Genomic DNA, 13,405 nt, shown 5'->3' with positions numbered 1-13,405 from the left:
GTCATTCGCCTTGGCGCAGGAAGTAAAGCGTGGACAGGGGCGGCAGCGTCAGCAGCAGCGATTGGGCGTGGCCGTGCGCGGCTTCGGGGCGGGTCAGCGCCTGGCCCAGGTTGCCGATGCCGGCGCCGCCGTAGACGCCGGCATCGGTGTTCAGGACTTCGTCCCAGCGTCCCGCCAGCGGCACGCCGATGCGGTAGCCGCCGCGGGCCACCGGGGTGAAGTTGCACACCGCCAGCAACTGGGTGGCGCCGTCGGTGCGCAGGAAGGCGACGACGCTGTTGTCGGCGTCGTCCAGCACCACCCAGGCAAAGCCGGCCGGGTCGGCATCGCGCGCGTGCAGGGCGGGCTGCGCGCGATACAGGTGGTTCAGGTCGCCGACCAGGCGCTGCACGCCCCGGTGGCGCGGATCGTCCAGCAGGTTCCAGTCCAGCGGCGCGTCGTGGTTCCATTCGCCGGGCTGCGCCAGTTCGCCGCCCATGAACAGCAGCTTCTTGCCGGGGTGCGCCCACATGTAGCCGAGGTAGGCGCGCAGGTTGGCGAAGCGGGCGCTGTCGTCGCCCGGCATCTTGCGCAGCAGCGAGCCCTTGCCATGCACCACCTCGTCGTGCGAGAGCGGCAGCACATAGCGCTCGGCGTAGGCGTAGACCATGCTGAAGGTCAGCTCGCCGTGGTGGTGCTTGCGGTGCACCGGGTCTTCGGCCAGGTAGCGCAGCGTGTCGTGCATCCAGCCCATGTTCCATTTGTAGTGAAAGCCCAGGCCGCCGTCGGCCACCGGCGCGGTCACGCCGGGCCAGGCGGTCGACTCCTCGGCGATCATCATGGCGTCGGGCACCTCGTCGCGCACCGCCTGGTTGAGCGTGCGCACGAAGTCGACCGCCTCCAGGTTCTCGCGGCCGCCGTGGCGGTTGGGGATCCACTCGCCGGGCCGGCGGCTGTAGTCGCGGTACAGCATCGAGGCCACCGCATCCACGCGCAGCCCGTCGATATGGAAGCGTTGCAGCCAGTGCAGGGCGCTGGCGATCATGAAGGCGCGCACCTCGGTGCGGCCCAGGTTGTAGACCAGGGTGTGCCAGTCCGGGTGGTAGCCTTCGCGCGGATCGTCGTATTCGTACAGCGCGGTGCCGTCCAGGCGCGCCAGGCCGTGGGGGTCGTCGGGGAAGTGGGCCGGCACCCAATCCAGGATCACGCCGAGGCCGGCGGCGTGGCAGCGGTCGACGAAATGCGCGAACGCGGCCGGCGGGCCGAAGCGCGCGCTGGGCGCGAACAGCCCCAGCGGCTGGTAGCCCCAGGATCCGCCGAAGGGGTGTTCCATGATGGGCATCAGTTCGACGTGGGTGAACCCCATCGAGGCGGCATAGGCCGGCAGCTTGTCGGCCAGCTGCCGCCAGGGGCAGGCGTCGCCGTCGGCGGCCAGCCAGGAGCCGGCATGGACTTCGTAGATGGCGATGGCGGCGCCGGGCGCGTGGCGCCGGCCGCGCGCGCGCATCCAGTCGTCGTCGGTCCAGGGATAGGGCGCGGTGTCGTCCACCACCGACGCGGTGGCGGGCGGCAGTTCGGCGCGGCGGGCGTGCGGGTCGGCCTTCAGGCGCACCGCGCCGGTGGCGTCGGTGACCGCGAACTTGTAGACCGCGCCCGCGTCCACGCCGGGGATGAACAGTTCCCAGACGCCGGCCAGGTGCCGCAGGCGCATGCCGTGGCGGCGCGGGTCCCAGCTGTTGAAATCGCCCACCACCGCCACGCGGCGCGCGTTGGGCGCCCACAGGGCGCAGCGCAGCCCGGCCACGCCATCGATCGTGTCCAGGCGCGCGCCCAGCCATTGCAGCGCCGCTTGCCAGTCGCCGGTGGCCAGTCGCCGCAGCGCGTCGTCGGGCAGCACCGGGCCGAAGGCATAGGGGTCGGCGGTGGACTGCCGCGCCTGCGGCCATTCGATTTCCAGCCGATAGCTGTGCGGCGCGCCGGCGCGGGCGAAGGGCGCGGGGCCGCTGTACAGCCCGTCGCCGTCATCGGCCAGCGCGCGGCGCGCGTCGTCCGGACCGAGCACGGTGACCGCGCGCGCGCCGGGCGCCAGCACCCGCACGCCGCCCTGATGCGGGCCGAGCACGGCAAAGGGATCGCCATGCAGGCCGGCGATCAGGGCGGTGCGCTCGGCGGGGTCGAGCGGGACGGGATGGCGCGTCATGAGGTCGAATCCTCGGCATCGATGGCCGCGTTCCGCAGCCATTCATGGGCCAGGCCAGCCAGGGCGCACAGCGGAATGGAGATCCAGTCGGGGCGGTGGCCGCCCTCGTAGCCGATCTCGTAGGCGGCCTTTTCCAGTTGAGCCAGTTGCAGCAGGGTGCGCCAGGCGGGTGAAGCCAGCGCGGCGGTTTCCTCGTAGCCTTGCAGGAAGGCCTCGCTGGCGCGGGCGCGAAAGCGCGCCAGCAGCGCATCGCGCAACTGCGCCGGCGAATTCGCGGTGGCGGCGTTTTCCACCGGCGCCGCGTTGGCGTCGGCGGGCGCGCCGCCCAGCGGATCCTGGCGCGCGACGGCGGCGGCCGCATAGTCGAAGGACCGCAGCATGCCGGCCACGTCCTTGGCGGGCGAGGCCAGTTGCCGTCGCTGCGCCAGCGGGTGATCCGGCTCGCCCTCGAAGTCGATCAGGTAGGCGTCGGTCTGCGCCACCAGCACCTGGCCCAGGTGCAGGTCGCCATGCACGCGGATCAGCGGACTGCCGGCCAGCGACTGCGCCATGCGTTCGATCCGCGCCGTCAGCCGGTCGTGGTGCTCGAACAGCCATTGGGCGCAGGCGCGCGAGGGTTCCTCCAGGGTATCGAGGCGATGGCGCAAGGCCTTGGCGGCGCGATCCAGTTGCGCGGTGACGCTGGCGGCGAGGGCGTCGGCATCCTCCCGCGAGGCCCGCGCCGGCGCGAACGCCGGGTCGTCGCTGGGGCGCGACAGCACCTGGTGCAATTGCGCCACGCGCCGGCCGACGGTGGCGGCGAAGGTCGCGTAGCCCTCCAGGCTGGCTTCGAATTCCTCGGGGCTGTCGCCGCCCAGCAGCGCGGTGGCCAGGGCACGCTTGAGGAAGTCCAGGGTCCAACCCCAGGCGTCGCCCTCGTTGGCGATATAGGCATACAGCACCGCCAGGGTGCACGGCGTGTCGTCGGCGTCGATCCGCCTGACCTCGCCCAGCAGGGTGGGGATGTTGGCGTAGCCGGCGCGCGTCAGGTGGCGGCTCATTTCCACTTCGGCCGACAGCCCCGGTTCGGCGTTGCGCAGCAGTTTCAGGATGGCCTGCCCGCCGATCACCACCGAGCTGTTGGACTGCTCGCCGCTGATCCATTGCAGCGCCGGCTCGGCGCCCAGGTCCAGCGCCGCCAGCCCGGGTTCGGCCTGGCAGCGGATCACGCCGGGCCGCTCGCCCGGCTTGCCGCCCTGGCGCCCGTCCCACTCGCGGCCGGCGCGCAGGGCCTGGACCACGCCCAGCACGAAGCCGGGTTGCAGGAAGGCGTCGGCCAGGATGCCGACTTCCGGCCCGCGCCGCACCCGCGCGATCGGATACTGGACGTGCGCGGTTTCGTCCCACACCAGCGCGAAGGGCACCTGCACCCGCTGGCCGGCGCCGGCGTCGGCCGGTTCGGCCTCGGCCCAGTAGTACTCCGCGCCATCGGCGCCGAACGGCGTGGCGTAGGCCAGCCGCGCCCGCGCCGGCGGCGTGGCGCCCGGAAACCAGCGCTGGCGCGCCAGGTATTCCGGCAGCACTTCGGTTTCCAGCGCGACGCGCGAAGCGTCCGTGAGGACGGCATTGGCGTGGCCGCGCAACACCAGCGTGACCAGCTCCGGCATGCGTTCGGGCAGGCTGGCATGCCAGCCGGGCGGCGCCGCCTCGGCGCTCAGGTCCATCCAGTAAAAACCATACGGAGGCAGCGTCAGCAGATACGGCAGTTCGCCGATGGCGGGAAAGGGCGTGCCGCCCAGCATTTCCACCGGCACGCGGCCATTGAAGGCCTGCAGCGGCAGTTCGACCGGCTGGGCGGCGTTCGACAGGTTGGCCACGCACAGGATGGTGGTGTCGCGCCACTGCCGCAGGTAGGCCAGGATCTTGCGGTTGCCGGCCTGGATAAAGCGCAGCGTGCCGCGGCCGAAGGCGCGGGTCTGGCGGCGCTGCGCCAGCATGCGGCGGGTCCAGTTCAGCAGCGAATGCGGGTCGCGCTGCTGGGCCTCGACGTTGACGGCCTCGTAGCCATACAGCGGCCCCATCAGCACCGGCAGCGGCAGGCGCTCGGGGTCGGCGCGCGAGAAGCCGCCATTGCGGTCGGGCGACCACTGCATCGGCGTGCGCACGCCGTCGCGGTCGCCCAGGTGCACGTTGTCGCCCATGCCCAGTTCGTCGCCGTAGTACAGCACCGGCGTGCCGGGCATCGACAGCAGCAGGCTGTTCATCAGTTCGACCCGGCGCCGGTCGCGTTCCAGCAGCGGCGCCAGCCGCCGGCGGATGCCCAGGTTGATGCGGGCGCGCGGATCGGCGGCGTAGACGCTCCACAGGTAGTCGCGTTCGCGGCTGGTGACCATCTCCAGCGTCAGTTCGTCGTGGTTGCGCAGGAAGATGGCCCACTGGCAGGTGGCGGGAATGTCGGGCGTCTGGCGGATGATGTCGGTGATGGGAAAGCGGTCTTCCTGCGCGATCGCCATGTACATGCGCGGCATCAGCGGGAAGTGGAACGACATGTGGCATTCGTCGCCATCGCCGAAATATTCCTGCGCGTCCTCGGGCCACTGATTGGCCTCGGCCAGCAGCAGGCGTCCCGGGTACTCGGCATCGATCACCGCGCGGATGCGCTTGAGCACCTGGTGGGTCTCGGGCAGGTTCTCGTTGTTGGTGCCTTCGCGCTCGACCAGGTACGGCACGGCGTCCAGCCGCAGGCCGTCCACGCCCATGTCCAGCCAGTGCCGCATCACCGCCAGCACTTCCTTTAACACCTGCGGGTTGTCGTAGTTCAGGTCGGGCTGGTGCGAATAGAAGCGGTGCCAGAAGTAGGCATTGGCGACCGGGTCCCAGGTCCAGTTCGATTTTTCGGTGTCGCAGAAGATGACGCGGGTGCCGGCGTAGGCCTTGTCGTTATCCGACCATACATAGAAATTGCGCGCGGCCGAACCGGGCCGCGAACTGCGGGCGCGCTGGAACCACGGGTGCTGGTCGGAGGTGTGGTTGACCACCAATTCGGTGATGACGCGCAGCCCGCGCGCATGGGCGGCGCGAATCAGCCGGCGCACGTCGGCCACGGTGCCGTAGTCGGGATGCACGCCGCGGTAGTCGGCGATGTCGTAGCCGTCGTCGCGGCGGGGCGAGGGATAGAACGGCAGCAGCCAGATCGTGTCCACCCCGAGGTTGGCGATGTAATCCAGTTTGGAGATCAGCCCCGGCAGGTCGCCGACGCCATCGTCGTTGGAGTCGAAGAACGACTTCACGTGCAGTTGGTAGACGACCGCGTCCTTGTACCAGAGGCCGTCGTCCTGGGGCGGGGTGTCGCTGTTCATGGTGGCGGGCTCCCGGGCGGCGTCAACCATGACGCGACAGCCGCCAGATGCGGTAGGGTTGATCGGGGGACAGCGCCACGTCGCGGGCGCCGCCCTGCCAGGTTTCGCGCTGTCCGCCCAGCAGGTCCTCGGCCACCAGTTCGGCCGCCCAGGGCGGGCAGAACAGCGCGTAGGGCGGCTCGAGGCGGGCGGTCTGGGGATGGAACGGGTCCAGGCTGATCGCCGCCAGGATCACATTGCCCTGGCCGGGCGTGGCCTTGGCGAAGGCGATGACGCGGTCGTTGCCGCTGGCCGCGAGCGTCAGGCCGCGGTGGCTCTGCAAGGCGGGATTGGCGCGGCGCAGTTGATTCAGGCGCGCGATCTCGGCGCGGATGTTGCCGGCCTGGTGCCAGTCGCGCTGGCGCAGTTCGTATTTCTCGGAGTCCAGATATTCCTCCTTGCCCGGCACCGGCGCGGCCTCGCACAGTTCGAAGCCGCTGTACACGCCCCACAGGCCGGAACCCAGCGCGGCCAGCGCCGCCCGGATCAGGAAGCCGGGGCGGCCCGAGGTCTGCAGGAACAGCGGATTGATGTCGGGCGTGTTGACGAAGAAATGCGGCCGGAAGAAATCCGCGACGGGCGCCTGCGAGATCTCGCGCAGATAGGCTTCCAGCTCGGCCTTGTCGTTGCGCCAGGTGAAGTAGGTGTACGACTGGCTAAAACCAATCTTGGCCAGGCGGTACATCATCCTGGGCCGGGTGAAGGCTTCGGACAGGAACAGCACATCCGGATGGCGGGCGTGCACGTCGGCGATCAGCCATTGCCAGAAGGGCAGCGGCTTGGTGTGGGGGTTGTCGACGCGGAAGGTGCGCACGCCCTGTTCCACCCAGAACAGCACGATGTCGCGCAGGGCGCGCCACAGGCCCAGCTTGCGCGCGCGCTTGGGCGCCGGGCCATAGAACGCCACGTTGACGATGTCTTCGTACTTCTTGGGCGGATTCTCGGCATAGCGCAGCGAACCGTCGGGCCGCCAGGAGAACCAGTCGGGATGGCGCGCCAGCCAGGGGTGGTCGGGCGAGCACTGGATGGCGAAGTCCAACGCCATCTCCAGGCCGTGCTCGCGGGCGGCGTCGACCAGCCGCAGGAAGTCGGCCAGGGTGCCCAGGCGCGGCTCGATGGCGTCGTGGCCGCCGGCCGGCGAACCGATGGCGTAGGGGCTGCCGACATCGTCGGGTCCGGCGCGCAGGCTGTTGTTGCGGCCCTTGCGGTTGGCCAGGCCGATGGGGTGGATCGGCGGCAGGTAGAGCACGTCGAAGCCCATCGCGCGGATGTCGGGCAGGCGCGCGATGACATCGTCGAAGGTGCCGTGGCGGCCGGGTTCGGCGGCCTGCGACCGGGGGAACAGTTCGTACCACGCGGCGTGGGTGGCGCGCGGCCGGTCGACCCAGAGCGGGTGGATGGCGGACAACGATTCGAACGGGCGGCTGTCGTGGCTGCGCATGGCCTGGGCCAAAGCGGGGTCGAGCAGCGTCTCGATCTGGGCGGCGTCGGGTTCGCTGTCCGGCGCCGGCGCGGCGCAGGCGCGCAGGGCGCGCTTGATCAGGCCGGCGCCGGGCGTGGCGGCCTGGCTGGCGCGCTGGTCGGCCGCGCGCAGCAGTTGCAGGCCTTCCTCGCGTTCCAGCCGCAGACTGGCGCCGGCGGCATGCTTGACTTCCAGTTCGTGCCGGAACGTCTCCCAGCCGTCGTGCCAGGCGGCCACCTGGAACGCGTGCGGGCCGATGCGGTCGGGCCGGAAGCTGGCGGACCAGCGGTCATTGCCGACCGGAACCAGTGGCACGGCGCGCCAGGCGGGTTCGTCGTCGGCGCGCCAGCGCAGCTCGGCCGCGAGCCGGTCATGGCCGTCCATGAAAATGTCGGCCTCGACTTGCACGGGATCATGCACGCCGCATTTGACGGGGAAGGCGCCGCCGTCGACCGCGGGCACGACCTGTTCGATGGCGATACGGGCCTGGCCGACGCCGTCGCCGCGCGTCGCCGAGGTCGCGCGGGGCGACAGGCGCACGGGCGCGGCTGGCGCCAGCTCGTAGCGGGCGCAGGCGGCGGGCGGCAGCGGGGCGCCCACCGCGGTATCGCCGCGGGCGACGATCGTGCCGGCGGGCAGCAGGCCCGCGGCCAGGTCCCAGTCCAGGCGGGCCGGGGAGCGGTCGTCGGGGTTGAGCGCCAGCAACGCCGCGCCCTCGTCGGCCGTGTCCCGCAGCAGCAGGGTGGCGCCGCCGTCGCGCCCCACCACCAGGCGCGGCGGCGCGGGGCAGTGCGCGTCGCGCAACCAGGCGTTGACCTGTGCGGCGCCGGCCGCGCGATCGGCGTCGGCGGCCAGCCAGCCGGAGGCGCTCAACGCGGCGCTCCAGGCGCGTCGCGCATCGCTGGCGACGGACGTGTCCGGGCGGGCCTTGTCCAGCGCGCCGGTTGGGGCAATGACCGGCGCCACCTCGCGCAAGCGTTCCAGTTCCTCGGCCAGCCAGGGCGAGCGGTAGTCCCACCACGGCAGCGATGAAAACACGCCGTCAAAGCCCGCGTCGCGCAGGCGGGCCAGGGCCGCTGGCGCCAGGCCCGGCGTCCAGGCCAGGCAGCGCAACGCGGGGTCGGCCTGACGCGCGGGCGCGAACAGCGACCGCCATGTCTGCGCATCGAGATGCGGCGGCGGCTGCACGACGTAGCCGCCGACCCCCGCGCGCGTCCAGCGCAGCAGGCGCGCGGCCCAGGCATCGACAAAGCCGGCCGGCGGATCCTCGCGCAGCTGCCTGACGCCGTGTTCGGCCAGCGACAGCCGCGGATCGCGCGCCGGGTCGTCGACCGGATCGTGATACCAGGCGGCGGGCGCCGTACTGTCCACCGCATCGCGGGCCACGCGCTGCAGTTCCAGCCGCAGCAGCAATGCCAGCCCGTGCTTGGCGGCCTCGCCGGCATCCCGCGCCAGGCGCGCCGGCAGCGGCCCGGTGCCGCCGTCCGGGGCCGGCGCGCGATCGGCGTCGACCGGCGCCAGCGAGCGCGCGTTGGCCGGGCATAGCCAGGGCACGGGGACCAGCACCGCGCTGAATCCGTCGCGGCCGACCCCGGCCAGCAGCCGCTCGCGCGTGGCGTCGTCGGCCGGCAGGCCGGACGGCGCGTAATAGATGCGCGGCGCGGAGGAAGGCAAGGCCATTGGCGGTTCCTACTGCAGCACGGGGGTGGTGAGGGAGGCGGCGCGGCGCGCCTGCCGCGCGCGTGGCGTGGCGCTTTCCGCCAGCGGCGACTCCGCCGGGGCGGCGCGATCGCCGCCGAGCGCCTGGAACAACGCCAGGTACTGCGCCACCGCGGGCCGCCAGCTGAAGTCCGCGGTCATGGCGTTGCGCTGCATGGCCCGCCACAGCGTCGCGTGGCCGTGCAGGTGCAGCGCGCGCGCGATGGCGGCGGCCATGTCGGCGGGCGCGTCGCCGTCGAACAGGACGCCTGTGGCGCGGGCCATGGCGGTCAGGGGTTGGTGCGGGCCGGGGTCCGCGATCGTGTCGGCCATGCCGCCGACCCGCGAGCCGATCGGCAGGGTGCCATAGCGCATGGCGTAAAGCGGCGTCAGGCCGAACGGCTCGAAGCGGCTGCCGTGCAGCAGCACGTCGCCGGCGGCGTGCAGCCGGTGCGCGCCGGCCTCGTCGTAGCCGATGCGCACGGCGCAGCGGCGCGGAAAGCGCCCGGCCAATTCGGCCAGGGCGGCCTCCAGATGGCGCTCGCCCTGGCCCAGCACCGCCACCTGCAGCGACGGGTGCGCCTCCAGCGCCTGCGGCAGCGCCTGCGCGGCCACATCGGCCATCTTCTGGCCGGTCAGGCGGCTGCACATGATCATCAGGACGGCCTGCGGATCTTCCCGCAGTCCGTACTCATGCTGCACGGCCGCCTTGCACAGGCGCTTGTTGGCGAGGTCGGCGGCGCTGTAGCGCAGCGGGCCCAGGTGCGGGTCGCGCGTCGGGTTCCACAGATGCGTGTCGATGCCGTTGGCGATGGCCAGCAGATCGGTCTCGCGTTCACGCAGGACGCCGTCCAGGCCGCAGCCGAACGCGGGGGTCAGGATCTCGCGCGCATACCGCTGGCTGACGGTGGTGACGCGATCGGCGTAGCGTATGCCGGCCTTCATGAAATTCAGCTGGCCCCAGGCCATCGCGCCGTCCTCGCCGCGGAAGGCGGGCCCGATCCCCAACGCGGCGGCGTCTTCGAGCGGGGCCTGGCCCTGGAAGGCAAGATTGTGGATCGTCAGGACGCTCTTGACGTCTTCGATGCCCGCGGCCCGCAACAACAGGGGCGCCAGCGCCGCGTGCCAGTCGTGCGCGTGCACCAGATCGGGGCGCGGCAGCCCCGGCAGGCCTTGCGCGATGCGGACGCTGGCATGCGCCAGCGCGGCGTAGCGCAGGGCGTTGTCCGGATAGGGCTGTCCGCCGCTATCCAGATAGAGGCCGTCGCGATCATAGAGCGCGTCGTTGTCCAATAGCAGGAAGGACAGGCCCGATTGCGGGCAGATCCCGGACAGCAGCCGCGCGTCACCGCCCGGCAGCCCGGGCAGGTCGGCAACGGGGCACAGCGATTGCAGGTGCTGCGCCACGCCGCGATAGGCGGGCAGCAGCAGGGTCGGAAGCGCCTGGGCCTGGGCCAGCGCACGCGCCATGCCGGTGATGGCATCGCCCAGCCCGCCGGTTTTTGCCAGGGGGAAGGCTTCGGCCGCCACGATAAGGATTCTGGGTGTCGCCATGCTCGCTCCGGAGAGGGGGCGGAGGGCCGCCGGAATCGGGGCCGTGTCCGCAAGCCTGATCCCTACGCAAGTGCCATGCCCGGGCCTGGCGCCCCGTCGCGCCAGGGGGGAGACGGCGCGCGGGCGCCGTTGTTGCCGCATCTTGTAATCCTGGCTCAGCGCGCGCGGGCCAGGGTGTGGCGCTTGCGCCAGGCAAGGCGCAGCTCGACCAGCATGAACGCCAGCAGGGCCAGGCACAGCGGCGCCAGCGCGTACAGGGCGCGATAGCCCAGGGCCGCGCCCAGCACCTCGGCGGCAGGCAGCCGGGGCGACAGGGCCGCCACGAAGATCGCCTCGGTAGTGCCCAGTCCGCCCGGCACCCGCGTCACCACCGCCGCGAAACTCGTGCACAGCAGGATGCCCAGCACCACGGGATAGCTGACCCTGCCTTGCAGCAGCACATACATGATGGCGCCCATCAACAGCCACGACAGGGCCGCCGTCAGGCTCTGCAGCGCGGCCATGCGCGCGCCCGGCAGGCTCACGCGCTGGCCCAGCCAGTGCACCGAACGGCGCGTGGCGCGGGCGCAGATCCAGACGTAGAGGGCGGCCAGGGCGATCAGGCCCACGCCCAGCAGGCGCAGCACGCCGCCGCCGATCTCCCAGCCGGCAGGCACCACGATCAGGCCGCTGGCGAACACCAGGCCCGCCACCCAGCCGTAGCCGAGCCAGTTGGAGACGGCGGAGAACACCGCCACCCGCGTGGCCACGGCCTTGCGGCAACCCAGCCGCGCATACAGGCGCAGGCGGGCCCCCAGGCCGCCCAGCAGCACGCCCAGGTTCAGGTTCAGCGCATAGCTCAGCATGGCCACGCCCAGTACCTTGGGCCAGGGCAGCGCGTGGCCGACATAGCGGCGGCCCAGCAGGTCCATCGAGGCATAGGCGAGATAGGCCGGCACCACCAACGCGGCCGCCAGCGCGATGGTGGCGCGCGGAATCCGGCGTACCGCCTGCCACACCTGGGGCCAGTCGACCGACGTGGCGAAATACGCCAGCAGGGCGGCCACCAGCGCCAGCACGATCCAGGGCAGCACGCGCTTGATCCGGGGCCAGCGGTGACGCGCGATCCGCGCCAGGCGGGAGCGATACAGGCTCATTGCGCCTCGCTTTCGCGCCGCGGACTGTTGTCGTCCAGGGTGCGCAGGCGCGGTTTGTGCGCCGGCAGGGCGCCGGCCCAGGCGGGAAAGCGCCGCAGGAAGTGGAACACCACCACGCCGACCCACAAGCGGCGCAGGCGCCGCCGGGAGCCGGGCCGCATCCGCACCGGCCGGCAGTCCTGGGCGATGAGGCGGTCCAGGCTGGCGCGCAGGGCGGCGTTCAAGGCGGTATCGCGCGCCACCACGTTGGCTTCCAGGTTCAATGCCAGGCTGAGCGGATCGAGGTTGCTGGACCCCACGGTCGACCAGTCCTGGTCGACACAGGCCACCTTGGCGTGCAGCGGACGCTTGCAGTATTCGAAGATCTCCACGCCGGCGTCGAGCAGGTAGTCGTAGAGCATGCTGGCGGCCAGCTGCGCCACCAGCATGTCGGGTTCGCCCTGCAGCAGCAGGCGCACGCGCACGCCGCGCCGGGCGGCCTTGGCCAGGTCGTGCAGCAGGCGATAGCCCGGGAAGAAATAGGCGTTGGCGATCAGCACATCGTGGCGGGCCGCGCGCAGGCCGGCGCGGTAGTAGCGTTCGATGTCGGTGGGGTGGTCGTGGTTGTCGCGCACCACCAGGCGGCCGCCGCCGTCGCCGGCGGGCATGGCGTCGACGGGCCCGGGCCGCCGCCGGCGCCGCCGGCCCGCGCCGAGCGCGGCACGGGCATAGTCGGCGATGTCCGAGGCCAGCGGGCCATCCACCCGCACCGCATAGTCCTGCTTGGCTTCCGGTCCATAGTCCCGCAGGTGGTCGGCCGAGAAATTCATGCCGCCGATGAAGGCGCAGGCGCCGTCCACCGCCACGGTCTTGCGGTGCATGCGCCGGAACAGGTTGGTGCGCACGCCCAGCAGGCGCGGGCGCGGATCGAACAGATGCACGCGCACGCCGGCGTCGGTCAGCGGCGCCAGGAACGCATCGGACAGCGCGTCCGACCCATAGCCGTCGACCAGTACATCCACGCTGACGCCGCGCCGCGCGGCGGCGATCAGGCCGCGTTGCAGATCGCGCCCGACCGGGTCGTCGAACAGGATGAAGGTCTCGACCAGGATTTCACGGCTGGCGGCGTCCACGGCGGCGCGCACCGCCGGAAAATAGGCCTCGCCGTTTTCCAGCAAGGTGTAGCGGTTGCCGTCGCGCCAGCCCAGCGGCGGGGGCGTCATAGCGCGATCTCCGCCGCGATCGGCACGTGGTCGGACAGGCGCGACCAGACCCGCGAGGCCAGCGGCACCGGCTGCCAATCCCGCACGTCGCGCACGTAGATGCGGTCCAGCCGCAGCAGCGGCCAGCGCGCGGGAAAGGTGCGGGCCGGCCGGCCCAGGCGCGAGGTGAAGACCTCGCGCACCCGGCAATCCCGCATCAGGCCATCGGCATTCAGGCGCCAGTCGTTGAAATCGCCGGCGATCAGCAGCGCCTCGCCGGCGGGAACGTCGCGCGCCACCAGGCGGCACAGACTGGCGATCTGGCGCCGGCGATGGCCCTCGCGCAAGCCCAGGTGGACGCAGATCGCGTGCAGCGCGCGGGCGCTGCCAGGTATTTCCAGCACGCAATGCAGCAGGCCGCGGCTTTCATGGCGCCCGATGCTGACGTCATGGTTCTCGAAGCGCGTGATCGGATAGCGCGACAGCACCGCGTTGCCATGGTGGCCGGCCGGATAGACGGCGTTGCGGCCGTAGGCGAAATCGCGCCATAGCGTGTCGGCCAGGAATTCGTACTGCGAGGCGGCCGGCCAGCCCTGCGGACGGCGCGCCGCCATGCCCTGGTGTTCCCCCACCACCTCCTGCAGGAACACCAGGTCAGGCGCCGCCGACCGCAGCGCGTCGCGCAGGTCGGGCAGCATGAATCGGCGGTTGAAGCTGGTGTAGCCCTTGTGGGTATTGACGGTCAGCACCGTCAAGGTGGCGGGGGCAGGCATGGCGTCTCCAGGCGCGGGAATCCTCGCCCGGTAGCAAGTGCCGTG

Annotated in this window: 7 protein-coding genes; all 7 read right to left on the bottom strand. The window is 71.9% G+C overall.

Annotation, left to right across the window (positions count from 1 at the left end; genetic code table 11):
• Position 1 precedes the first annotated feature (1 nt).
• Positions 2–2,179 (bottom strand): 1,4-alpha-glucan branching protein GlgB, encoded by a 2,178-nt coding sequence (gene glgB, locus HV742_RS17400; RefSeq protein ID WP_175145981.1) that lies wholly within the window; start codon positions 2,177–2,179, stop codon positions 2–4.
• Positions 2,176–5,517 (bottom strand): maltose alpha-D-glucosyltransferase, encoded by a 3,342-nt coding sequence (treS, locus tag HV742_RS17395; RefSeq protein ID WP_175145980.1) that lies wholly within the window; start codon positions 5,515–5,517, stop codon positions 2,176–2,178. The genes glgB and treS overlap by 4 nt, the downstream gene beginning before the upstream one ends.
• A 22-nt stretch (positions 5,518–5,539) precedes the next feature.
• Entirely contained in the window at positions 5,540–8,698 is a 3,159-nt protein-coding gene (locus tag HV742_RS17390) for an alpha-1,4-glucan--maltose-1-phosphate maltosyltransferase (protein WP_175145979.1), read from the bottom strand.
• A 9-nt stretch (positions 8,699–8,707) separates the two neighbouring features.
• A complete protein-coding gene (gene glgA, locus HV742_RS17385) occupies positions 8,708–10,270 on the bottom strand; it encodes a glycogen synthase GlgA (RefSeq protein ID WP_175145978.1) in 1,563 nt (520 codons plus the stop codon).
• A gap of 155 nt (positions 10,271–10,425) precedes the next feature.
• Positions 10,426–11,406, bottom strand: a complete 981-nt coding sequence (locus HV742_RS17380) for a lysylphosphatidylglycerol synthase domain-containing protein (RefSeq protein ID WP_175145977.1) — start codon at positions 11,404–11,406, stop codon at positions 10,426–10,428.
• The gene (gene clsB / locus HV742_RS17375) at positions 11,403–12,608 is read right to left on the bottom strand and encodes a cardiolipin synthase ClsB (protein WP_175145976.1); all 1,206 of its coding nucleotides are present in this window, start codon (positions 12,606–12,608) and stop codon (positions 11,403–11,405) included. Before clsB ends, HV742_RS17380 begins: the two co-directional genes overlap by 4 nt.
• Positions 12,605–13,360: an endonuclease/exonuclease/phosphatase family protein gene (locus HV742_RS17370; RefSeq protein ID WP_175145975.1), complete on the bottom strand. Its 756-nt coding sequence runs from the start codon at positions 13,358–13,360 to the stop codon at positions 12,605–12,607. The genes clsB and HV742_RS17370 overlap by 4 nt, the downstream gene beginning before the upstream one ends.
• Positions 13,361–13,405 lie beyond the last annotated feature (45 nt).

The organism is Achromobacter ruhlandii (assembly GCF_902859695.1).
Classification (GTDB): Bacteria; Pseudomonadota; Gammaproteobacteria; order Burkholderiales; family Burkholderiaceae_B; genus Achromobacter; species Achromobacter ruhlandii.
The sequence above is the reverse complement of the archived record's forward strand: the minus strand, read 5'-3'. Positions and strand labels throughout refer to the sequence as shown.

Coding starts and splice junctions, on each gene's coding strand:
- glgA (WP_175145978.1), bottom strand. CDS start 10,270: ATGGCGACACCCAGAATCCTTATCGTGGCGGCCGAAGCCTTCCCCCTG.
- HV742_RS17370 (WP_175145975.1), bottom strand. CDS start 13,360: ATGCCTGCCCCCGCCACCTTGACGGTGCTGACCGTCAATACCCACAAG.
- HV742_RS17380 (WP_175145977.1), bottom strand. CDS start 11,406: ATGAGCCTGTATCGCTCCCGCCTGGCGCGGATCGCGCGTCACCGCTGG.
- treS (WP_175145980.1), bottom strand. CDS start 5,517: ATGAACAGCGACACCCCGCCCCAGGACGACGGCCTCTGGTACAAGGAC.
- glgB (WP_175145981.1), bottom strand. CDS start 2,179: ATGACGCGCCATCCCGTCCCGCTCGACCCCGCCGAGCGCACCGCCCTG.
- HV742_RS17390 (WP_175145979.1), bottom strand. CDS start 8,698: ATGGCCTTGCCTTCCTCCGCGCCGCGCATCTATTACGCGCCGTCCGGC.
- clsB (WP_175145976.1), bottom strand. CDS start 12,608: ATGACGCCCCCGCCGCTGGGCTGGCGCGACGGCAACCGCTACACCTTG.